Source organism: Caulobacter radicis, assembly GCF_003094615.1.
Classification (GTDB): Bacteria; Pseudomonadota; Alphaproteobacteria; order Caulobacterales; family Caulobacteraceae; genus Caulobacter; species Caulobacter radicis.
The window spans coordinates 97,772-119,336 of the sequence record NZ_QDKO01000037.1; the positions used below are offsets into that span (position 1 = coordinate 97,772).

The 21,565-nt window shown below is 70.9% G+C and carries 21 protein-coding genes and 1 pseudogene; 5 read left to right on the forward strand and 17 right to left on the reverse strand.

The features are described 5' to 3' along the window. Positions 1–4: 4 nt before the first annotated feature. The 3 genes and pseudogenes from DDF62_RS26760 to DDF62_RS20385 form a co-directional block, all read right to left on the reverse strand. A pseudogene (locus tag DDF62_RS26760) lies at positions 5–113 on the reverse strand (hypothetical protein); the annotation flags it as partial. Between the two features lie 53 nt (positions 114–166). Continuing rightward, positions 167–2,215, reverse strand: a complete 2,049-nt coding sequence (locus DDF62_RS20380; protein ID WP_116490795.1) for a TonB-dependent receptor domain-containing protein — start codon at positions 2,213–2,215, stop codon at positions 167–169. A 101-nt stretch (positions 2,216–2,316) separates the two neighbouring features. Next, on the reverse strand, positions 2,317–2,991 hold the full coding sequence (locus DDF62_RS20385) for a GntR family transcriptional regulator (RefSeq protein WP_101717941.1): 675 nt from the start codon (positions 2,989–2,991) through the stop codon (positions 2,317–2,319). A 144-nt stretch (positions 2,992–3,135) separates the two neighbouring features. Here DDF62_RS20385 and ribD point away from each other — a divergent pair, with 144 nt between their 5' ends. From ribD to ribH, 4 genes are read left to right on the forward strand one after another with little or no spacing between them, the layout of a single operon-like run. Further along, the gene (ribD, locus tag DDF62_RS20390) at positions 3,136–4,110 is read left to right on the forward strand and encodes a bifunctional diaminohydroxyphosphoribosylaminopyrimidine deaminase/5-amino-6-(5-phosphoribosylamino)uracil reductase RibD (RefSeq protein ID WP_116490796.1); all 975 of its coding nucleotides are present in this window, start codon (positions 3,136–3,138) and stop codon (positions 4,108–4,110) included. 9 nt (positions 4,111–4,119) lie between these two features. After that, positions 4,120–4,743, forward strand: a complete 624-nt coding sequence (locus tag DDF62_RS20395) for a riboflavin synthase (RefSeq protein ID WP_116490797.1) — start codon at positions 4,120–4,122, stop codon at positions 4,741–4,743. Next, on the forward strand, positions 4,710–5,900 hold the full coding sequence (ribB, locus tag DDF62_RS20400) for a 3,4-dihydroxy-2-butanone-4-phosphate synthase (protein WP_116490798.1): 1,191 nt from the start codon (positions 4,710–4,712) through the stop codon (positions 5,898–5,900). The genes DDF62_RS20395 and ribB overlap by 34 nt, the downstream gene beginning before the upstream one ends. A 13-nt stretch (positions 5,901–5,913) precedes the next feature. Continuing rightward, the gene (gene ribH, locus DDF62_RS20405; RefSeq protein ID WP_116490799.1) at positions 5,914–6,366 is read left to right on the forward strand and encodes a 6,7-dimethyl-8-ribityllumazine synthase; all 453 of its coding nucleotides are present in this window, start codon (positions 5,914–5,916) and stop codon (positions 6,364–6,366) included. Between the two features lie 144 nt (positions 6,367–6,510). On the opposite strand, the gene DDF62_RS20410 is transcribed toward ribH, so the two are convergent. The 12 genes from DDF62_RS20410 to DDF62_RS20465 all read right to left on the reverse strand — a co-directional run bounded on the left by DDF62_RS20410 (position 6,511) and on the right by DDF62_RS20465 (position 18,877). Next, positions 6,511–7,014 (reverse strand): flavin reductase family protein, encoded by a 504-nt coding sequence (locus DDF62_RS20410; protein WP_116490800.1) that lies wholly within the window; start codon positions 7,012–7,014, stop codon positions 6,511–6,513. Positions 7,015–7,018: 4 nt separating this feature from the next. Next, entirely contained in the window at positions 7,019–8,113 is a 1,095-nt protein-coding gene (locus DDF62_RS20415; protein WP_116490801.1) for an LLM class flavin-dependent oxidoreductase, read from the reverse strand. A gap of 31 nt (positions 8,114–8,144) precedes the next feature. Then, positions 8,145–8,792, reverse strand: coding sequence for a glutathione S-transferase family protein (locus DDF62_RS20420; RefSeq protein ID WP_116490802.1), 648 nt, complete (start codon positions 8,790–8,792; stop codon positions 8,145–8,147). A gap of 9 nt (positions 8,793–8,801) precedes the next feature. Then, positions 8,802–10,382, reverse strand: a complete 1,581-nt coding sequence (locus DDF62_RS20425) for a rhodanese-like domain-containing protein (RefSeq protein ID WP_116490827.1) — start codon at positions 10,380–10,382, stop codon at positions 8,802–8,804. Then, positions 10,379–10,993: a cysteine dioxygenase family protein gene (locus DDF62_RS20430; protein WP_116490803.1), complete on the reverse strand. Its 615-nt coding sequence runs from the start codon at positions 10,991–10,993 to the stop codon at positions 10,379–10,381. Before DDF62_RS20430 ends, DDF62_RS20425 begins: the two co-directional genes overlap by 4 nt. Positions 10,994–10,997: 4 nt before the next feature. Continuing rightward, entirely contained in the window at positions 10,998–13,181 is a 2,184-nt protein-coding gene (locus DDF62_RS20435) for a TonB-dependent receptor (protein WP_116490804.1), read from the reverse strand. A 132-nt stretch (positions 13,182–13,313) separates the two neighbouring features. Next, positions 13,314–14,327: an ABC transporter substrate-binding protein gene (locus tag DDF62_RS20440; protein ID WP_116490805.1), complete on the reverse strand. Its 1,014-nt coding sequence runs from the start codon at positions 14,325–14,327 to the stop codon at positions 13,314–13,316. Continuing rightward, positions 14,327–15,169 (reverse strand): class II aldolase/adducin family protein, encoded by an 843-nt coding sequence (locus DDF62_RS20445; RefSeq protein WP_116490806.1) that lies wholly within the window; start codon positions 15,167–15,169, stop codon positions 14,327–14,329. The genes DDF62_RS20440 and DDF62_RS20445 overlap by 1 nt, the downstream gene beginning before the upstream one ends. Positions 15,170–15,187: 18 nt before the next feature. After that, on the reverse strand, positions 15,188–16,138 hold the full coding sequence (locus DDF62_RS20450) for a D-isomer specific 2-hydroxyacid dehydrogenase family protein (protein WP_116490807.1): 951 nt from the start codon (positions 16,136–16,138) through the stop codon (positions 15,188–15,190). Next, positions 16,135–17,310: an acyl-CoA dehydrogenase family protein gene (locus DDF62_RS20455; protein ID WP_116490808.1), complete on the reverse strand. Its 1,176-nt coding sequence runs from the start codon at positions 17,308–17,310 to the stop codon at positions 16,135–16,137. The genes DDF62_RS20450 and DDF62_RS20455 overlap by 4 nt, the downstream gene beginning before the upstream one ends. Further along, positions 17,307–18,155: an ABC transporter ATP-binding protein gene (locus DDF62_RS20460; RefSeq protein ID WP_425267068.1), complete on the reverse strand. Its 849-nt coding sequence runs from the start codon at positions 18,153–18,155 to the stop codon at positions 17,307–17,309. Before DDF62_RS20460 ends, DDF62_RS20455 begins: the two co-directional genes overlap by 4 nt. Next, the gene (locus tag DDF62_RS20465) at positions 18,152–18,877 is read right to left on the reverse strand and encodes an ABC transporter permease (protein ID WP_240621376.1); all 726 of its coding nucleotides are present in this window, start codon (positions 18,875–18,877) and stop codon (positions 18,152–18,154) included. The genes DDF62_RS20460 and DDF62_RS20465 overlap by 4 nt, the downstream gene beginning before the upstream one ends. Before the next feature lie 223 nt (positions 18,878–19,100). Between DDF62_RS20465 and DDF62_RS20470 the strand changes: the two genes are divergently transcribed. Beyond that, on the forward strand, positions 19,101–19,937 hold the full coding sequence (locus DDF62_RS20470) for a LysR substrate-binding domain-containing protein (RefSeq protein WP_101716227.1): 837 nt from the start codon (positions 19,101–19,103) through the stop codon (positions 19,935–19,937). Between the two features lie 11 nt (positions 19,938–19,948). Here DDF62_RS20470 and DDF62_RS20475 read toward each other — a convergent pair whose 3' ends face one another. Together DDF62_RS20475 and DDF62_RS20480 are read right to left on the reverse strand one after the other, a co-directional pair. Next, a complete protein-coding gene (locus tag DDF62_RS20475; RefSeq protein ID WP_116490810.1) occupies positions 19,949–20,134 on the reverse strand; it encodes a hypothetical protein in 186 nt (61 codons plus the stop codon). Positions 20,135–20,202: 68 nt separating this feature from the next. After that, a complete protein-coding gene (locus tag DDF62_RS20480) occupies positions 20,203–21,564 on the reverse strand; it encodes an FAD/NAD(P)-binding protein (RefSeq protein ID WP_116490811.1) in 1,362 nt (453 codons plus the stop codon). Between the last annotated feature and the right edge of the window lies 1 nt (position 21,565).

Sequence of the window (21,565 nt, forward strand, 5' to 3'; positions counted from 1 at the left end):
TTCGTCATCCCGGGCGAAGGACCGCGAAGCGGTCCGCAGACCCGGGACCCAGGGGCCACGCGCAACGCGGCCGCCCCTGGGTCCCGGCTCTCCGCTACGCTGCGGCCGGGATGACGAACCTTCGGAGACGCCGGGGAGGGGATGGCGTCTTCAAGCTGGCGGCTGGCTAGAACAGCGCCCGCAGACCCATCACCACGTTGCGTCCGCGCAGCGGCGCCGAGGTGCTGACGAACGACGCGTGGTTCAGCGCCTTCTCGTCCAGGAGATTGGTGCCGCGCAGGAACACCTGGCCGATCACCGGGCCCATCGGCAGGTCGTAGGCCAGCGTGGCGTTGACCATGTCGTAGCCCGCGGTCTCGCTTTCGAAGGCCGCGATGCGGTCCTGGTCGAAGACCCGCACGTACTCGACATTGCCGCTCCACGCGCCGCTCTTGGCGTCGCTGCGCAGGCCCAGGCGTCCGGCCGGGATGCGCGGCAGGTCGCCGCCGCCGTCCTTCAGCTTGGCCCGCACGTAGTCGCCGAACGCGGTGACCGACAGCCAGGGCTTCAGCTTCTGGGTCACCTGGCCCTCGATGCCGGTGAAGCGGGCGTCGTCCTGGCTGTAGCGCACCAGGCGGAAGTCCTCGTAGCGGTCCAGGGTGTCGGCATAGATGTAGCCGTCATACGCGTAGCGATAGACACTGGCCGAGAAGGTCGTCGCGCCTTGCGTCTTGCGCAGGCCCAGTTCGACCGAGGCGGCGGTCTCGACGTCGAGGCCGGCCGAGCCGATTTCGTAGGTGTTGGTCGCCAGGTGCACGCCGCGGGCATACAGCTCCTGGGCGCTGGGCGCGCGCTGCGAGCGGGCCACCGACAGCGAGGCCACATAGCCCGGCGTGAAGGTCCAGCTGGCCGCCGCCGAGGCCGAGAACGGCTTGTGGTCGGTGTCGACCCGGCCCTGCGCGCTGGCGTCCTGCCACTCCTGGCGCAGGGCGCCTTCGAAGCGCCAGTCGCCGGCCACGTACTCCTCGACCACGAACAGCGCCCGGGTCTCGGTGCGGCTTTCCGGAATGAAGGCTTCCTCGCCGACGGCCGAGAAATCGCTCTTGCCCACCTGCACGCCGACCACGCCGCGCACCCCGCCGATCGGCGCGTGCTGCACCTCGACACGAGCGTCGTAGCCCTTGTTGCCGAAGGTGGTGGCGATGGCGCCGTCCTCGATCTCGTGGTGGCGATAGTCGGTATAGCCGGCCCGCAGGCGGACGCGCTCGACGCCGGCGAACGGGTCGTTGATCTCGCCGCGCACGTCGACGCGCTTGCTCAGCAGGTCGACGACCGGCGCGCCGTGCTCCTCGCCCTCATGGTCGTGATCGTGGTCGTCCTCGTCGCCGTGATCGTCGTGGCCGCCGCAGTGCAGGGTCGTCCCGTGCGGGTGGCAGGACTCGTATTCGTGGCTGTGGCCAGGCAGGCCGTACTTGCTGTCCTGCTGGGTGTAGGCCGCGCCCAGATAGCCGCGCGAGCCGATCCACGACAGGCCAAGGGTCGCCGTCGAGGTGCGGTTGAAGGTGCCGGGGACCGTCGAGCTGTCGAAGCCGGGGGCCTCGTAGTCGTCGGTCTTGCGGCCGGCGGCCTCGATCCGCACCGCGAACTGGCCGACGCCCGCCGTCAGGCCCAGCACGCCGGCCCGCTCGTTGTCGCCCGAGCCGAAGCGCACCTCGGCCACGCCGTCGCCGCCCAGCGGCGGGACCTGCGTCGGGATCTTGCGGTCGATCAGGTTGACCGCGCCGCCGATCGCGCCGCCGCCGTAGAGCAGGGCGCTGGGACCGCGCAGGATCTCGACGCCCTCCAGCAGCAGCGGCTCGCCAGAGACGGCGTGGTCGGGCGACACCTCGGAGGCGTCCATCAGGGCCGCGCCCTCGCTCAGCACCTTCACGCGCGGAGCGGTCTGGCCGCGGATCACCGGCCGGCTGGCGCCGCCGCCGAAGGTGTCGGAATTGACACCCGGCAGGCCGTTCAGGGTCTCGCCGAGCGTCGCCTGGCGGCGCTGCACGAACTCCTCGCCGGTCAGCACCGCGACGCTGGAGATCACCTCCTTGCCCGAGCGGCCCAGCGGGTCGGCGGTCACCACCACGCCCTCGACGTCGGTCCCGCCGGGGCCCGACTGCGCGGCGAGCGCGAAGGTCGGCGCGGCCAGGGCCGTCAGGCTGCCGGCGGCGAGAAGGATGCTTCGAAGTTGCATGGAACGCTGACCCCATCTAATAATAGTCGAAGGTCAACTATGTTATAACGTAACAATGCGCAACCCGTAGTCGGCCCATTTTTCGCCCATCATGGGTGATGTCAGGCGCGTTGGGCGCTGGGCGGCTCGCCGATCAGCTGGGCGCAGATGGCCTCGGCGGCGGCCGGATCGCGGTCGACGATGGCCTGGGCGAGCGCCCGGTGCAGCACCACGTCGGCCATCTGCTCCTCCGGTGTCTGCTTCTCCATCTGCCAGATCCAGAACCGCGTCGCGACGTTCTGCAGGGCGATGACGAAGCGGGCGAGGGTGGGGTTCTGGGCGGCGAAGGCCACTGCGCGGTGGAAGGCGTGATCCATGGCCAGCATGGCCCGGAAGTCGCCGGCCTCGATCGCCGCTTCCGCCCCCTCGAAGGCGGCGGTGATCGCCACCAGGTCGGCCGGACGGCGATTGCGGGCGGCCAGGGCCGCCGTGCGTCCCTCCAGCATCCGCCGCACCTCGAAGGCGTGCTCGATCTCGGTGACGTCCATCGGCGCGACGATGGTGCCCACGCGCGGTCGGCGCACCACCAGGCCTTCGATCGCCAGCCGTCCCAGCGCCTCGCGCACCCCGGCCACCCCGCCGGCGTAGCGGGCGGCCAGGGCCTTCTCCTCCAGCACCTGCATCGGCGGCAGCTCGCCCAGGATGATGTCCTGTAGGATCAGCTCGTAGAGGCGGGCCTTTTGTAGTCCCGGCGCCCAGTCGCCATGGGGCTCGACGCTGTTCAGGGGGCCCTTCATGGCCGGCTCGGGGGCTGCGCGCGCATGCTCACGCTCGTAGGCGCAAAACGCGCCGCCGTCATTTCCCATGGGCTCTAACATGTAAGAGTTTCGAAAAGCGACCAACGCTTGGCGAGGCTGAGGAGCGCGGCCTAACTGCTTGGCATGACGGCTCTTTCGCCTCCACCGCCGGCCATTGCCCGGGCCTTCCGCCTGGCCCTCGACGCCGCCTCCGCCCTGGCCGGCGCCACCGCGCCCAACCCGCCGGTGGGCTGCGCCGTGCTGGCCGCCGACGGCTCCGTCCTGGCGGTAAGGGCGCATGAGGGCGCGGGCCTGCCGCACGCCGAAGCCGCCGCGCTCGCCGCCTGCCGCGACCGCTGGGAGGCGGTCCATACCCTGGTCGTCACCCTGGAGCCCTGCAACCACCACGGCCGTACCGGGCCGTGCAGCGAGGCGATCCTGGCCAGCCCCGCCCGCGCCGTCTGGATCGGCGCCCGCGACCCCAATCCGGCCGTCGCCGGCGGCGGGGCGCGGCGGCTCTCGGCAGCCGGCCTCGACGTCGCTTTTGTCGCTGGGCCCCTGGCCAACGAGGCCACCCGCCTGATCGCTCCCTTCGCCATGTACGCCACGCAGGGGCGGCCCTGGCTGACCCTGAAGCAGGCCTTCACGGCCGACGGTTCGATGATCCCGCCGCCGGGCGCCAGGACCTTCACCTCGGAGGCGTCGCTGGATCTCGCCCACGGCCTGCGCCGCCGCGCCGACGCGGTGATCACCGGCTCGGGCACGGTCCTGGCCGACGCCCCGCTGCTGACCGTCCGCCGCGTGGCCGACCCGCGCCGCGCGCCGCGTCGCTTGGCCATCCTCGACCGTCGCGGCCGCGTGCCGCCCGCCTACCTTGCCGCCGCCCGTGCGCGAGGCCTCGATCCTTCCGTCCATGCCGACATCCCCGCGCTGCTGGCCGGCCTGGCCGAAGGCGGGGCGTTGGAAGCCCTGGTCGAGGCCGGCCCGACCCTGTCGGCCGCTTTCCTCGCCGCCAGCCTCTGGGACGAGCGCGTCGTCATCACCAAGACCGCCCGCGCCGGCGATCCCGACACCGTCGAGACGACCCTGCGCGTCCCGGTCGTCCGCCCAGCCGCCTGAAGGAGCCCCATGTTCTCCGGCATCATCGAAACCCTGGGCGAGGTCGTCGCCGTCGCTCCCGAGGACGGCGCCCTGCGCCTGTCCCTGGCTACCGGCTTCCCGGATCTGGTCCTGGGCGAGAGCGTCGCCGTCAACGGCGTCTGCCTGACCGTCGTGCGTCATGACCCGGACGGCGGAGCCGACTTCTTCGTCAGCCCCGAGACCCTGGCCCGCACAAGCCTGGGCGCGGCCGTCGCCGGAACGGTGCTCAATCTCGAACGGGCGGTGACCCTGTCGACCCGGCTGTCGGGCCACCTGGTCCAGGGCCATGTCGACGGCGTCGCGCGCCTTTCCGAAGTGATCGACGACGGCGGCTCGCGCCGGTTGACGCTCAGCCTGCCGGGCGCCTTGCGGGCCTTCTGCGTCGAGAAGGGCTCGATCGCCCTCGACGGGATCAGCCTGACCCTCAACCACGTCGGTCCGGCCGACGAGGGGGGACGCTTCCCGGTCGGGATCACCATCATCCCCCACACCTGGACCCACACCAACCTACAGCACGCCGCGCTCGGCGACCCGATCAATGTCGAGGTCGACGTGCTGGCCAAATACGTGGAGCGGCTATGTCACGCCTATCTGACGCCCTCGAACGCCTGAAGGCCGGCGGCATGATCATCCTCGTCGACGACGAGGACCGCGAGAACGAGGGCGACCTGGTGCTCGGCGCCCAGTTCGCCGACGCTCCCGCCATCGCCTTCATGGCCAAGGCCGCCAGCGGCCTGATCTGCCTGGCCATGGAGCCGGACGCCGTCGACCGCCTGGGCCTGCCGCCGATGGTCGCCGACAACAGGACCCGGCGCAGCACCGCCTTCACCGTCTCGATCGAGGCGGCGGTTGGCGTCGACACCGGCATCTCGGCCTTCGACCGGGCCCTGACCATCCAGGCGGCCGTGGCGCCGGACGCGCGGCCCGCCGACATCGTCTCGCCCGGCCACGTCTTCCCGCTGCGGGCCGTGCCCGGCGGCGTGCTGGCCCGCGCCGGCCACACCGAGGCCTCCGTCGAGTTGATGAAGCTGGCCGGCCTGACCCCCGCCGCGGTCATCTGCGAGGTGATGAACGACGACGGGACCATGGCCCGCCGCGACGACCTGGAGGTCTTCGGCGCCCGTCATGACCTGCCGATCCTGACCATCGCCGAGCTGGTCGAGCACCTGCGCGGCGAGGCGGTCGAGCCGGTCGCCAGCTCGCATCTGCCGTCCGCCCATGGCGGCCAGTTCGAGGTCCGCGCCTTCCGCGATCGGACCAGCGGCGTCGAGCACATCGTGCTGCTGAAAGGGCCGCTGGGCGACGCGCCGCTGGTGCGGGTGCATTCCGAATGCCTGACCGGCGACGCCCTGGGCTCGCAGCGCTGCGACTGCGGCGCCCAGTTGCAGGCCTCCATGCGCCGCATCGGCGAGGAGGGCGGGGCGCTCGTTTATCTGCGCGGCCACGAGGGCAGGGGCCTTGGCCTCGCCAACAAGATCGCCGCCTATGCCTTGCAGGACGAGGGGCTCGACACCGTCGAAGCCAACCACGCCCTGGGTTTCGCCGACGACCCGCGCGACTACGCCGCCGCCGTGGCCATGCTGAAGGCGCTGGGCGTGGGCGGCGTCCGCCTGCTCAGCAACAATCCGCGCAAGGCCGCCGCCCTGCGCGCCGGCGGGATCGAGGTGGTCGAGCAGGTTCCGCTGCTGGCCCCCGTCACGCCGCACAACGCCGCCTATCTCGCCGCCAAGCGCGACAAGCTGGGCCACGGCCTGGCCCGCGCCTCCTGACCTGGATGTCTTCATGACCCAACCCGAAACCCGCATCGCCATCGTCGTCAGCGGCTTCAACCCCGAGGTCACCGGCGGCCTGCTGCGCGGCGCCTTGGCGCAGCTTCAGGAAGGCGGCGCGCCCGTGGCCGAGAGCGACGTCATCGACGCGCCGGGCGCCTTCGAGCTGCCGCTGCTGGCCCAGGCGCTGGTCCGCACCGGCCGCTACGACGGCGTCGTCTGCCTGGGCTGCGTGATCAAGGGCGACACCGCCCATTTCGAGTTCATCAGCCTGGGCGCCAGCATCGGCCTGATGCAGGCGGGCCTGGCGACAGAGACCCCGATCACCTTCGGCGTGCTGACCACCTACGACGACGACCAGGCCATCGTCCGCAGTCGCGACGACGCCGCCAACAAGGGCCGCGAAGCCGCCGCGGCGTGCCTGGGGGCGATTGCGACGCTGCGCAGGATCCGGGCGGCGGCTTAGAGATCCTCCCCCTGAAGGGGGAGGTGGCCCGAAGGGCCGGAGGGGGAAGTGTCTGAAGAGACAAGTGCGCCTCAAAGCCAGCCATCACTTCCCCCTCAGTCGCTCCGCGACAGCTCCCCCTTCAGGGGGAGCATTTCGAAGCTCTCACCCCACCGTCGTCAGCCCTCGGTTCCACGCCACCAGCGCGGGCCCCGGCGAGAACCCGACGTGTTCGGTCTCGACGATGAAGATCGAGTGGCTGCCGGCGTCGACCACCGTGTCCACCCGGCATACGGCCCGCGCCACGCCGCCGCCGAACACCGGCGGCGTCGGGCGATGCAGCCGCCAGCGGCCAGGGTCGAACCGCTCGTGGGCCCGCGATCCCGAGGCGAAGCGCAGGGCTTCCTCCTCGTCGCCCGCGCCCAGCAGCGCCACCGACAGATCGGGACGCCGCAGCAGGGCATCGTGGCACCCCGCCTCCTTGCGCACGCAGAACAGGAAGCGGGGCGGGGCGACCGAGAGGCCGGTGATCGAGCTGACCAGCAGGCCCCTCGGCGCCTCGCCGTCCCAGCAGGCGACGATGGCGACGCCGCTGGCCAGATGGGCCAGCACGTCGCGGAAATCGGTCTCCGGCTGCGGGACCGGCGCGCCGGCGTCGAACGGAGCCACGGCGTCAGCTCGCCGCCGCTACGGCTTGCGCCTCGCGCTCGGCCACCAGCTGGCGCACCAGAGGCAGCAGGTCGCGGCCGTAGGCGATGGCGTCCTCGACCGGATCGAAGCCGCGGATCAGGAAGGTGGTGACCCCCAGGTCGTAGTAGTCGAGCAGGGCCTCGGCCACCTGCTGCGGCGTGCCCACCAGGCCCGTCGAGTTGCCGGCCGCGCCGGTGACGGCGGCGACGCCGGTCCAGAGGCGCTTGTCGAGGCGCGACCCTTGCGCGGCCGCGTCCAGCAGGCGCTGCGAGCCGGCGTTGGGCGGACGGTGGCCGCTGGTCGGCAGGCCGGCGGCCTCGCGCAGGGCCTTGGTGCGGGCCACGATTTCGTCGGCCCGGGCCCAGGCGGCCTCTTCGGTGTCGGCGATGATCGGGCGCAGCGACAGCGAGAACTTCACCTGACGGCCGTGCTTGGCGGCGGCGTGGCGCACCCGGGCGATGGTCTCGGCCACCTGGGCCTGGGTCTCGCCCCACAGGGCGAAGATGTCGGCGTGCTTGCCGGCGACCGGGATCGCTGCTTCCGAAGAGCCGCCGAAATAGACCGGGATCTGCGGCGTGCGCAGGGGCTTCACGGCCCCGAAGCCCTGGTCGACCTGGTAGTATTGCCCCTTGTAGTCGAAGGGCTTTTCGCTGGTCCATTCGGCGCGGACGATGTCGAGATATTCGCTGGTGCGGGCGTAGCGCTCGTCCTTGGTCAGGTGGTCGCCGTCCTTGGCCAGTTCCTCGTCCGAGCCGCCGGTGATGATGTGCACCGCCACGCGGCCGCCGGTGAAATGGTCCAGCGTCGCCAGTTGCCGCGCCGCCAGGGTCGGCTGGGTGAAGCCCGGCCGGTGAGCGATCATGAACTTCAGGTTTTTGGTCACCGAAGCCGCGTGCGCCACCACCAGCTGGCTTTCCGGGCCGGTCGAGTGGAAGGCGACGAGGGCGCGGTCGAAGCCGCCTTCGTCATGGGCGCGGGCGATCTTCTCGACATAGTCGACGTCGATGACCGGGCCGGCCGGCGGATGGATCTCCGAGACGTTCTGGGTGTGGATGATACCGATGAATTCGACGCTCATGGGATGTTCCTCGATGTGCGGATGAAAGGGATCAGTGGGCGTGGGTCGGCGCCTGGGCCGTCTCCCTGCGCAGGGCGCGGACGACGGAGGGGCGGGCGAAGGCGCGGGTGGCCTTGGCGCTCCAGGCGGGATAGGCGGCAAGGTCGATCTGGCGGCGCTCGGCCCAGCGCCAGATCACCAGGGCGTAGGCGTCGACGGCGCTGAAGTGCTCGCCCAGCAGCCATGGGCCCGGACCCTGGGCCAGCCGCTCGATGTCGGCCAGGGTGCGGGCGAAGCGGGCCTCGCCGGGCGTCGCCAGCGCGGCCTTCACCGCCTCGTCGTCGGCGTAGCGCTCGGGCCGGGCGATCTGGGCGAAGGCCACGTGCACGGTGCTGGCGAACCAGCTCATCACCTCGTAGGCGTGGGCCAGCTTCAGCGGCTCCAGCAGCGGCAGCAGCTCGCTGTGCGGGTAGCGGTGGGCGAGGTAGGTCAGGATCGCCAGCACCTCGGTGACCGGCTCTGCGCCGACCAGCAGGGTCGGGATCCGGCCCTTGGGATTGACCCGCAGGTATTCGGGTCTGCGCTGGTCGCCGGCGGCCAGATCGAGCCGGCGTACGTCATAGGCGACGCCGATCTCTTCCAGGGCCACCAGCGGGGCCAGCGAGGAACTTCCGGGGGCGATGTAGAGGGTCAGGGTCATGGCGGGACCTCAGATCACGTAGAAGCCGTGCGACCCGTCACGGGCCAGCTGGTCGACCAGGCCGAACTCCCAATCGAGATAGGCCTGCATGGCCTCGGCGGCGTTGTCGGTGCCTTCGTACGGGCGCTTGTAGATGTCGGTCGGGTCGCTGGCGGCGCGGGGCAGGCCCGTCTCCAGCGCCCGGCCAGCGGCGATCCAGGCGGCCGTACCGCCGTCGAGCACCCGCACGGGCTGGTCGGCGATCTCCTCCAGCTCCGGCGCGGCCAGGCGGGCCAGCACCCCGTCGGGCGAGGTCAGGACGATCGGCTTGCCCTCGGGAATCCGCTCCAACGCCTCGGCCAGCTGCGCCCGGATCGCGAACCAGGCGCCCGGGATGTGGCCCTTGCGGTGCGCGGGGCTGGGGGCGAGGTCCAGCACCACCACGGCTTCGTCGGCGAGAGCTTCGGCCAGGGCGCGCGGCAGGATGGTCTCGACCACCGGCAGGTGCGGCGGCTCGGTCCCCCGCCAGGCGCCGGTCGCCAGTTCGCCCTCGAACCCGCCCTCCAGCACATAGACCTCCCAGCCCAGCTGGGCCAGCCACGAGGCGGTCATGTCGGCGCGAGGCCCCAGGTCGTCGGCCAGCACGATGCGGCCGCCGCGCACCGGGGCGAAGACGTCGGTCTCCTGCACCAGCTGGCCGCCCGGCGCGCTGCGGAAGCCGGGCAGGTGACCTCGCGCGTATTCGTCGGGCGTGCGCACGTCGAAGCGATAGAGGGTGCGCTTGCGGTCGGTGGCGAGGTCGGCCAGCCCATCGGCGTCGATGCGGCGCACGCCGGCGCGGTAGGCCACGTCGCGAGCCTTGGCGCGGGCCTCGTCCAGGGTCTGGGTCGAGACGTCCGGGAACTTGCGGCTCTGGCCGTGTTCCAGGTTCTGCTGCGCCAGGGTCCAGCCGATGGTGCCGTTGCGCAGGGCGAAGACCGGGTTGGGCACGCCGGCGTTCACCAGCGACTGGGCACCGATCAGGCTGCGGGTGCGGCCCGCGCAGTTGACGATGATGGTCGTGGCGGGATCCGGCGCCAGCTCCCGCGCCCGCAGCACCAGCTCGGCGCCCGGGGTGCTGACCCCGCCGGGGATGCTCATGGTGGCGTATTCCTCGAACCGGCGAGCGTCGAGGATCACCTGATCGGCCTTGGCGTCGATGCGGGCCTGCACCTCCTGGGCGGGCAGGGACGGGGTGTGGCGCCGCGCCTCGACCAGCTCGCCGAACGCCTTGCTGTAGGAGTTCACGTCCTGGAACAGCTCGTAACCGGCGTCCGTCCAGCCCTGCAGCCCGCCTGCCAGCGCCCGGACGTTGGTGTAGCCCAGCGCCGCCAGCCGCTTGCCGGCCGGCGAAACCAGGCCCTCGCCGTCATCGTACAGCACGATCCGCGTCTCCTTGCGGGGCACGCGGTCGAGGATCTCGACCTCCAGCCGACTGAGCGGCAGCTGCGAGGCGAACAAGGGGTGGGCCTTGGCGAAGGGGTCCTCTTCGCGCAGGTCCAGGAGGGCGATCTCGCGGCGGGCGATCAGGTCCTGGCGGACTTCGCGGGGCGTGACGACGGGCAGGGTCATGGCGCGGCCTCGGCGGGGACCGGCCGGGACCGGTCCCACAGGTTGGGAAGGGTGTCGTTGGAGTAGCCGGAGACGAAGGGCTTGCTGCGTCCCTCGGCGTCGTAGGTGGCGCGGCGGACCGCGCCGATATTGGCCCCGTAGACGTGGATGCTGATCGAGGGGCGGTCGTCGAAGGCGTTGGTGACCTGGTGCACGTCGCCGACCGTGGGCGAGACGGCCTCGACCTCTCCGCGCTCCAGCCTATGGATCGGGCCGTCGGGAACCAGGGCCTGGCCGTCGCGGCGATAGGGTTGCGACAGCTCGGCCCCGCGCAGCACGCCCACCAGGCCCCAGACCGTGTGGTCGTGCACGGGCGTGGCCTGGCCCGGGCCCCAGACGAAGCTGACCACGCTGAACCGCTCTCGGCTGTCGCAGTGCAGCAGGTACTGCTGGTAGCGGGCCGGGTTCGGCTGGGCGTAGGCGTCCGGCAGCCAGTCGTCCTGGGCGATCAGGTCGGCCAGCAGGGCCTGGCCCTCGCGCAGGATCTCGGCTTCCTCGCCCGTGCGGTCGAGCAGGGCGCCGAGGTCTCCGACGAACCTGGCTAGGCGGGGAAGGTTGGGCGCGCCGCTCATGACGTCACAGCGCGTATTTCAGCGTGACCAGCCAGGTCCGCGGATCGGGGAAGTTCAGGTAGTAGACCCCGGTCGACGGCGTGTAGGTCGAGGTCACCGGCTTGTCGCTGTCGAGGATGTTGCGCGCCGACAGCTGCACGGCCCAGTGCGGATCCGGCGCGGTCCAGGTGATCGTGCCGTTCAGGAAGCCCTGGGACGGGATGTTGTTCTGGCCGCCCGCGGCCGGAGTGGCGCTGCTGACCACGCCGCTTTGCCACTGGGCGTCGAGGCCGGCGCGGACGGCGCCGGGGATCTCGACCGGCACGTCCCAGGTGATCCCGCCCGACAGGTTCCAGCGCGGCGAGTTCAGCAGGCGGTTGCCGTCGGCGTTGACGCCCGCGCCGCCGGCGCCCTTGTAGTCGTCATAGACCGCGTACAGCCAGCCGACGTTGAAGTTCAGGCCCACCCGCTCGGTCGGCCGCGCCTCGGTCTCCAGCTCAACGCCGTAGGTATGGGCCTGGCCGGCGTTGCCGCGGCGGCTGCCCACATAGGCCGGGTCGTAGAACGACACCTGCAGGTCCTGGTAGTCGTTGTAGAACGCCGCCAGGTTGGCCCGCAGCCGGCGGTCGAAGGCTTGCGTCTTCAGGCCGGCCTCGAAGGTGGTCACGTCCTCGGGGGCGAAGGGCAGGGTGGCCAGATCAAGGCGCGTCGCCCGGTTGTCGAAGCCCCCCGACTTGAAGCCCTTGGAATAGCTGACGTACTGCGAGACGTCCGGCGTCCACTGGTACTGGGCCGTCAGCTTGGGCGTGATCGCCGACCAGGTCTTGTTCGCCGTGCCGGCGATCGACTGGCCGACCACCTGGCCCGCCAGGTTCAGCACCTTGTTGTCGAAGGTGAATTCCTTCTCCTCGTTGGTCCAGCGCAGGCCGCCGGTGAGGCTGAAGCGGTCGGTCACCGCATAGGTCGCCTCGCCGAACAGGGCGTAGGCGTCGGTGTTGGTGATGTTGTGGGCGCGGGCGAAGTTGTAGTTGCCCGGCGTGGTCACCGGATTGGTCGCTTGCGCGTTGCGGCGGCTGTAGCCGTCGCGCTCCACGAAGAACCGTTCGTGCAGGTAGAAGAGGCCGCTGGTGAAGGTCAGGCGGCCGTAGTCGCCGTTCAGCTGGACTTCCTGGGTGACGTACTGGTCGTTGTAGTGGATCAGGTTCTTCTGGATCAGCGCCGCCTCACCGTCGTTGTCGTAGTTGACGGGGTTGAGGTTGAAGCCGCCATAGGCGGTGATCGATTTGATCTTCAGATTGTCGTTCAGCGCGTACTGCACGCGGATCGAGCCACTGATCTGGTCCAGGTCCTGGGTCGGTTCGACCTCGGAATAGGAGCGGCGCTTGTCGAACCCGCCGCCCGGCTGGTTCACCGGAATGTAGCTGCGGGTGTCGCTGCGGTCGCGCAGGGCGTTCAGCGTGAACAGCACGTCCAGCTTTTCGGTCGGGGTCCAGCGCAGCTTGGCGCGGTAGGCGTCCAGGTCGATGCGGTTGACGTCGTGGTTCAGCGTCGGGTCGAAGGTCACCCCGTCGCGCTTGTGGTGGATGTACGAAAGGCTGCCGGCCAGCTTGCCCTCGACGATCGGGCCCTCGATCAGCGCCCGGACGTCGACGGCGCCGTAGCTGCCCAGGCCCACCTCGGCCTTGGCCCGGAACGCGTCGCCCGGATCGCGGGTGATGATCCGCAGGGCGCCGGCGCTGGAGTTGCGGCCGTACAGCGTGCCCTGCGGGCCGCGCAGCACCTCGATGCGCTCCAGGTCGTTGAACTCGATCATCGAGCCGATCTGGCGGGGCACGTAGACGTCGTCGACATAGACGGCCAGCACCGGTTCCTGGATCGGATCGGCCTCGCCGACGCCCCGCAGCGCATAGGTCTGGGTGGTGTGGCTGATGGTGACGCGGCTGATCGACAGGTTCGGGATCTGGCCGGCCAGGTCGCGGATGTTGTCGACCTTGCGGTCGGCCAGCACCTGCGGGCCGAAGGCCGAGATGGCGATGGCGGTCTTCTGCAGGTCGGTGGCGCGGCGCTCGGCGGTGACGATCACCTGCTCGACGGCGGCGGACCCGCTGTCGTCGGTATTGACGGCCGGCGCCGGTTCGGCCGCCAAGGCCCCGCCGGCGACAGCGAGGCCCGAAGTGAAGGCGAGAAGTTGAAGCTTGAAGGTCTGCACGTCTTTATCCCCGACTTGTTCGATGGGGATTTGTCGTCGTGAGGCCGCTTATCTCAACGAATATAAAATGATCGAGCGGATAGCTCTGCTCATATCGTCCGAAGTCATCGGATATATTTGCGGCGCTCGACATTATTTCAGGAATGATGAGAGGCGATCATCCCACAGCGGGCGCACGTCGACGCGGGAAGGGATGATCTTGGCGGCGGCGAAGGTGTCGGCCACTGCCTGCTCCGAAGCGATCGCCGCCTCGCTGATCGGGCCAAGGATGCTCGGCGACGACTTCTCGCGAAACTCCTGCGCGTAGTAGTCGGCCTTCACGCCCGTGGCTTTCTCCCTCACCCGCGCCCAGCGGTCGCCGTCGGCGTTGATCCAGTCGAACACCCGCTTGTAGCGGCTGACATAGTCGCCCAGCGCCTGGAAGCGGACGGGATCGTCCAGCGCCTCCTTGGCCGCGGTGATCAGATAGTTGCCCGACAGGATCCCCAGCGCCGTGCGCAGCACCCGCGCCCCGGCCTCTCGCGCCTGGTAGACGATGACGCCATAGATCACCCAGGCGTCCAGCGCCCCGCTCTGGAAGGCCGCCAGTCCGTCCTGCGGGCTCAGCGCCACCGGCTGGATGTCGCTCCAGGCCAGACCCGCCTCCTGCAACAGGCGCAACAGGATGTAGTGCGAGGTCGTGGCCTTCACATAGCCGACGCGCTTGCCCTTCAGGTCCTTGAAGTCCCTGGTGGGCGAACCTTTGGGCACGAGGACCACCTGGTTGTTCACGTCGCCTTGCAACACCCCGACGATGCGCACCTGGTTGCCGGGCTGGGCCGCGACGAAGATCGGCGGGATCTCGCTCATGCCGCCGAAGTCCAGGGCGCGAGCATTGATCGCCTCGGCGATCAGGTTGCCGCCGGCGAACTGGGTGCGGGCCAGCTTGTAGGGCGGGGCCTCTATCCCGGCCTCGCCGAAGAAGCTTTCGGGATTGCCGCGATAGGTGGCGACCCGCAGCGTCAGGTCGTCCAGCGAGCCGGCCTTGTCGTCGCCCTTTGGGGAGCAGGCGGCCAGGTTGACGGTAGTCAGGCCGGCCATGGAGAGGCCCGCGATCGAAAGGCCGCCCGACATAAGGTCGCGGCGGGAAAGGGAAAGGCCGGTCATCAGTCGAACAGGTCCGGCTCTTCTTCGGTGACGATGTCCCAGTAGGGCTGGAAGGCGTAGATCCCGCCCAGCTCCGTGCCGACCTGGCTGGCGGTATGCTTGGCGACCTCCGGCGGCATCGGCTTGGTCGGGCCGGCGGCTTCGGCCAGAAGCTGGGCCTGACAGGCGTTCTCCAGCGCCAGATAGCGCCAGACGGCCGCCTCCACCGACTGGCCGACGGTCAGGATGCCGTGGTTCTGCAGGATCACCGCCTTCTTCGGCCCCAGGGCCTTGGCGATCTTCTGGCCCTCGCTGGTGTCGAGCACCACGCCCGAGAACTCCTCGAACAGGGCGTGGTCGTCGTAGAAGGCCGCCGAGTCCTGGGTCAGCGGGTCCAGCAGCCGGCCCAGCGCCGACCAGGCCTTGCCGTACAGCGAGTGCGAGTGGGCCGCCGCCACCACGTCGGGCCGCGCCTCGTGCAGCTGCGAGTGGATGGCGAAGGCGGCGCGGTTCAGGCGGGCCGGCGCTCTCTCGGGCGGCTGCACGATCTCGCCCGCGTGGCTGACCAGCATCAGGTCCGAAACCTTGATGCGCGAGAAGTGCACGCCCAGCGGATTGACCCAGAAGTGGTCGGTCAGTTCGGGATCGCGCGCGGTGATGTGGCCCGCGCCGCCCATGTCGAAGCCATGGCGGCCAAACAGCCGATAGCCGGCGGCCAGGCGCTGCTTGCGATAGAGCCGCTCCAGCTCGAGCGTCGGCTGCTGGGGGATCTCGCGCGCGCCGAACGGCGGCAGCACGGTCTCGATCTTGGCGGGGTGGGGGCCCGTGGCGGCGAAGCCGCGGGGCGCAGGGATCGCGGTCATCGCGAAGGGTCCTTGTTCTCAGTAGCCGCGCGACAGGTCGACGACGTCGGCCAGGGGCGCGCCGGCGCGGAAGCGGGCGAGGTTCTGGGCGAAGCTGGTCGCCAGGTTGATGCGGGTGTCGGGCGTGTGCACCGAGGTGTGGGGCGACAGGCGCACCTTCGGGTGGCCGTAGAACGGGTGGCCGTCGGTCAGCGGCTCGGGGAAGGTGACGTCCAGGCTGGCGCGCGACACGCGGCCGTCCTCCAGCGCCGCCAGCAGGGCGTCGTCGTCGATCAATGCGCCGCGGGCGATGTTAATCAGGTGCAGGCCCGGCTTGGCGTGGGCCAGCACTTCGCGGCCGATCAGGCGTTCGGTCTGCGGCGTCGCCGGAGCGGCCAGCACCACGTGGTCGCTGCGGGAAAACAGAGTCTTCAGGTCGGCCACCCGCTCGACGCCGGCCACCGGGATCGGCTTGTCGGAGCGGCGCGTGGCGATGACGTTCAGGCCCAGCGCCTGGGCGCGCGGGGCCAGGGCCTCGCCGATGGCGCCGAAGCCCACCAGGCCCAGGGTCGTGCCGGAGATCAGCTTCAGCGGCTGCGGCGTCCAGCGCTCGGCCTTGTCGATCCAGATCTCCGGCAGGCGCTTGGCCTCGGCCAGGATCGCCGCCAGGGCGAACTCGGCCAGCGCCACGGCCGAAGAGCCGCGCGCCGAGGTCACCACCGGGCCGTCGAACAGCCAGTCCGGATAGAAGTCGATGCCCACCGAGACCAGTTGCACCCAGCGCACGTCGAACGGCCAGCCCGGCGGCGGCGTCTTGGGCAGCACGCCGCCGGCCTTGCGGAACGGCGCGGCCACCAGGACCTTGGCCGCAGGCGGCAGCGGCGCGGTCAGGCCCGACGGCACGGCGATGATCTCGGCGTCGGTCGCATGTTGGGCGAAGACGCTGTTGAACACCTCGGGCAGCTGGCTGGCGACGACGAGACGGCTCATGCCACGGTCTCCCGTGAAGCGAAGGCCAGCTTGCCGGCGCCGGTCAGCACCACGTCGGCCTGGGGCGTGTGCACGCGGCCGCACAGCACGTCGCGGTGATGGCGCTCCAGCGGATTGGCGCGGGTCAGGCCCGGATTGCCGGTCAGCTTCAGGGCCTTCTCGACCACCGTGATGGCGTTCTCGGTGACCAGGTGCTTGACCAGGCCGCTCTCGCCGGCGGCCGTGTCGCCCCTGGCCGCGCTGTCCAGCAGCACGCGATTGGACAGCAGCAGGCCGTCGATCTCGCCCAGGGCCTCCTGGAAGCGGGGCAGGGTCGAGAGGCTGGCGCCCAGGTTGGCCGGCTTGCGGCTGATCAGGAAGTCGGCCAGCCAGTCGCGGGCCGAGCGCGCGACGGCGTCATAGATCGCCGCCGTCAGCACCGACGACCAGGTTCCGAACACCGCCGAGTAGGGCGGCGGCGCGCCCGGGGGCTGCGGGTCCAGGGCGTGGTCCAGCGGGACCAGCACGTCCTCGAACACCACGTCGTGGCTGGCGCTGGCGCGCAGGCCCAGGTGGTCCCAGGTCTCCTCGATGACCACGCCGGGACTGTCGGCGCGCACCAGCCAGCCGCCGACCAGGGGTTCCGCATCGTCGCTGCGGGCCCAGACCACGAACCAGGTCAGGGCGCTGGAGCCGGTGGAGTAGATCTTGCGGCCGCTGATCCGCCAGCCCTCCGGCGTGCGGCGGGCGATGGTGGCCGGCAGGCCGCCGCGGGCCGGCGTGCCGAGATCGGGCTCGACCCGCAGGGCGTTGATCAGGGCCCCGTGGTCAATGGCGTCGCCGATGACCCGCTGCTTGAGGTGCTCGGGCCAGCCCGAACGCCCCTCGACCGAGGCGTGGAACAGGTACTGCATGACCAGCACCAGGGCCGTGGCCGGCTCGCCCCGGGCGACGGCCGAGACCACCTTCAGGGCGGTCGGCAGGTCGCTTTCCAGGCCGCCGAGACGCGCGGGCGCGGTCAGGACCAGCAGGCCCGCCTCGTGCAGGGCCTGGAAGTTGGCGAAGGGAAAACTGGCCTCGCGGTCGTGACGGCCGGCGGTGGCGGCGAAGGCCTGCGTCAGGCCCGGCAGCACCGCGTCGAGGTCGGGCAGGCGCGGGGAAGGCTCCAGGCGGCGGGCGGCGGCGGTGCTCACTGCACGGCCTCGCCGGTCGGGAAGGCGATCAGGGCGCCCTCGTGCGGGGCCTCTTGCAGAGAAACGGGCGCTTCGACGCCCAGGTGGCCGAGCAGGCGACGGCGTATGACCTGGAAGCGGGCGTCCGGCGCGCGCGGGCGCTCCAGCGTGATGTGCTCCTCGGCGGCGATCTTGCCCTTGTTCAGCACCAGCACGCGGTCGGCCAGGGCGATGGCCTCGTCGACATCGTGGGTGACCAGCAGCACGGCCGGTTTGTGCTCGCTCCAGAGATTGAGGACGAGATCGTGCATCTTCAGCCGGGTCAGGGCGTCGAGGGCCGCGAACGGCTCGTCGAGCAGCAGCAGGCCCGGCTCGCGTACGAGGGCGCGGGCCAGGGCCGTGCGCTGGGCCTCGCCGCCGGAAAGGGTGGAGGGCCAGGCGTCGAGGCGATGGCCCAGGCCGACCTCCTTCAGCGCCGCTTCCGCGCGAGCCCGGACTCCTTTGTCCTTCAGGCCCAGCGCGACGTTGCGCCAGACCTTCTTCCACGGCAGCAGGCGGGCGTCCTGGAACACCACGGCGCGCGTGCTGGGCGTCGTCACGTCCTGGTGGCCGACCGGATCCAGGCCCGCCAGGGTGCGCAGCAGGGTGGTCTTGCCCGAGCCGCTGGCGCCCAGCAGGGCGACGAACTCGCCCGGCGCGATCGACAGGTCCAGGCCGTCGATGACCCGGTTCTCGCCGAACTGACGGACGAAGCCGGTCAGCTTCACGGCCGGAGCGACGGACGGCGGGGCGATCGACGGCGAAGCCGGCGCGGGCGATACGGTGTCGAAGGCGCGGCGGCGGATGCGCGGCTGGACCATGGTCATTGCTCCACGAGGCTGGGCCGCCAGGCCAGAGCGCGGCGCTCCAGCGTGCGGACGAGGGCGTCGGCGCCGAGGCCGAGCAGGGCGTAGACGAGCAGGCAGACGACGATGATGTCGGTCCGCATGAAGTCGCGGGCGTTGTTGATCAGGTGGCCAAGGCCCGCCTGGGCGTTGATCTGCTCGGCCACCACCAGCACCAGCACCGACACCCCCAGGGCGTAGCGCAGGCCGACGAAGAACGAGGGCAGGGCGCCGGGCAGGATCACCTCGCGCACCAGGCTCCAGCCCGACAGGCCGAAGCTTCGGGCGGCCTCGACCAGGCGCACGTCGATGCCGCGCACCCCGGCGAACAGGTTCAGGTAGATCGGGAAGGTGGTGGCCACCGCGATCAGCACGATCTTCGGCGTCTCGCCGATGCCGAACCAGACGATGAACAGCGGGGTGAGGGCCAGAGACGGGATGGTCCGCTTGATCTGCATCAGCGGGTCGATCGCGGTTTCGCCCAGGCGCGACAGGCCGGCGACCAGTCCGAGGGTCACCGCCACGACCAGCGCGATCGACAGGCCGGCGGCGGCCCGCGCCAGCGACACCAGCAGGTTGGCGGGCAGCTCGCCAGAGATGGTCAGCGCCCAGAAGGTTTCGGCCACCGTCGACGGCGCGGCCAGCACTCGCTCGGGGATCACGCCGAGCCGCGATCCCAGCTCCCACAAGGCCAGAAGCAGCACCGGAGACAGCCAGCGGGCCCGCGAGAGGCGAGGCCATCGAAATGGCCTGGCTGAAGAAATTCTATCGGCGATCGCCAAAGACATCGGGTCGCTTCCATCGCTGTGACCGTTGCGGCGGGGGCGCCGTTGCTTCACAGAGATGGACGCTGAATTCCTACTCGATCAATAGACTTATCCTCAGGGGTCTTATTAGAGTTCCTCAACGGGGTAGACGGGACGCCAGATGCCGACCAACCTTCCGACCGAACTTCTCCGCAGCTTCGTGGCCATCGTCGACAGCGGTTCGATGCTGCGCGCCACCGAGCGCGTCTTCGTCACCCAGTCGGCGCTGAGCTTGCAGATGAAGCGGCTGGAGGAGACCGTTCTGACGCCGCTGTTTCACCGGGAGGGGCGGCGTCTTTCGCTGACCCCCGCCGGCCAGACCCTGCTGGGCCATGCCCGGGACATCCTGGCGCTGAACGACCGGGCGGTGGTGGCGCTGACCGGCGACGCCCTGGCCGGGCCGGCGAGAGTGGGGCTGGTGCAGGACTTCGCCGAGACCCTGCTGTCGGGCGTGCTGGCCCGTTTCGCCCAGCTCAATCCCGACACCCAGTTGCAGGTGAGGGTGGCCGGCTCGCCCGAACTGCTGGAATTGCTGCGCAGCGACCGCCTGGACGTGATCCTGTGCATGGGCGCCTATGACGACCCGGCGGCCGCCCGCACGGTGCCGATGGTCTGGCACGGCGATGCGGACCTGGCCAAGCTGGACGTCCTGCCGCTGGCGATCCTGGAGGCGCCGTGCCGCTTCCGCGACGCGGCGTTGGCGGCGCTGGAGCGGGAGGGACGACCCTACCGCGTGGCGCTGGAGACCCCCAGCCTGTCGGCCCTGCGCGCGGCGGTGCAGTCGGGCCTGGCGGTCACCTGCCGCACCAGCCTGTTCCGGCCGGACGCCCAGCCGATCCCCGACGCGGCCCTGCCCAGCCTGCCCAAGGTGGCCTATGTCCGCCGCACCGGTCCCGCCCCGCACCCGTCGATCGGCAAGCTGTCGGAGCTGATCCACACGGCGGCGCTGGAACTTTAGAGCCTGCTCGTTCAGAACAGCCAGGCCAACCCCGTGCCGATCAGAGCGATCACCGTGGTCCACACGCTGAGGCCCCAATAGAGGTGCCTGCTCTCGTCGGCGAGGTAGTCCTCGTCGAGGAAGCGCGTGCTGAGCGGGAAAAGGACGATCAGCTTCGTCACCAGATAGCCTGGGATCGTGATGAACTTGGGGGACAAGTCTCTACAGGCTCCGGTTGAACGCCGCAGCATCTCCGGCAAAGCTTGAGGCTCGGTGAACTCAGCCTTCAGCCCTGCCGTGTCGCCGCCAGGACGGCCGCCGCCACCTGCGCCGCCTGGCCGCGGATGTCGGGCACGGCGTTGATCTCCCACCAGGCGCCGCGCGTGACGGGGCCTACGGCGAACAGGGTGGGGCTCGCGCACCCCGACATGTCGAGCAGGCGGTTGTCGGCGTCGACGTCCAGGCCCAGGCGCAGGGGATCAGGACGCGCCAGTCCCCGGCGGATCAGGTCGAGCAACAGCGGGTCGGTCGACCTCGTCACATCGCCGGTCGGGCCCGTGGCGTTGATCACCGCCGACACCGAGAATGGCTGCGAGGCGGTCTCGCCGCGCGGCCGCCACGCGCCTTCGACCCGGCCGTCCTCGGCTTCGGCCAGGCGCACGATCTTGCCGGCGGCGACCTTCAGGCGGCCCGAGCGACGCAGGCCGGCCACGCGCATGGCGACCTCGGGCGACAGGCGGTGACGATGCACGTCCCAGAAAGGGCGCGCGTGGCGCAGGAAGGCCTGCTTGTGAGCCACGCTCCAGCCGCGCCAGAGGTCCTGGGTGGCCGGGCGCAGCGCGTCGACGGCGGTGCGCCAGCCATGCTCGGCCGCCGTGCGTCGCAGCCAGGCGAGGGCGGCTAGCGGCGGAATGTCCGACGCCGGCGGCGAGGGCGGCCGGGCCGGCGGCTCGCCCTCGTGCTCCCGGGGGATCAGGCCGCGTCGCGACAGGGCGATGATCGAGCGGCCCGGCGCGGCGTCTTCGAGGCTCAAGGCCAGGTCCACCATCGTCAGGCCCGTGCCCAGCAGCAGCACGGGGCCGGACGGCAGGCGGGCCGGGTCCCAGCGCCAGGGATCGGCGACATAGGCGCTCGAGGCGGCCAGGGCTTCGGTCACCCCTTGCGGCCGACAGGGCGGTGGATTGCCGAGCGCCAGCACCACGGCGTCGGCCAGGATCGGACGACCCATGGCCGTGGTCAGCCGCCAGCCGTCGCCGCCGGGCTCGAGCCCGACCACGGCGTCGGGCGCGATCACCAGTCGGCCGGCCCCTTCCGGCCCTTCGACGATCTCGGCGAGCAGGCTTTGCAGATAGCGGCCGTAGTCGCCGCGCGTGGCGAAGTCGGCGGGGCCGACATCCAGTCCCAGCCCTCGCAGCCAGTCCACGAAGTCGCCCGGCCGGTCGGGCCAGGCGCTCATGTTGCCGGCGCGGACGTTCAGCCGGTGGCTGGGATTATGGGTGGCGTAGGCCGCGCCCAGGCCGACCGGCGTGTTGCGCTCCAAGAGGATGACCCGCGCCGCCGCGCCGTCCCGCAGCAGGTGCAGGGCGGTCATCACGCCGCTGAAGCCGGCGCCGACCACGGCGATCACGGGCGTTGGAGGCGAGGCCATG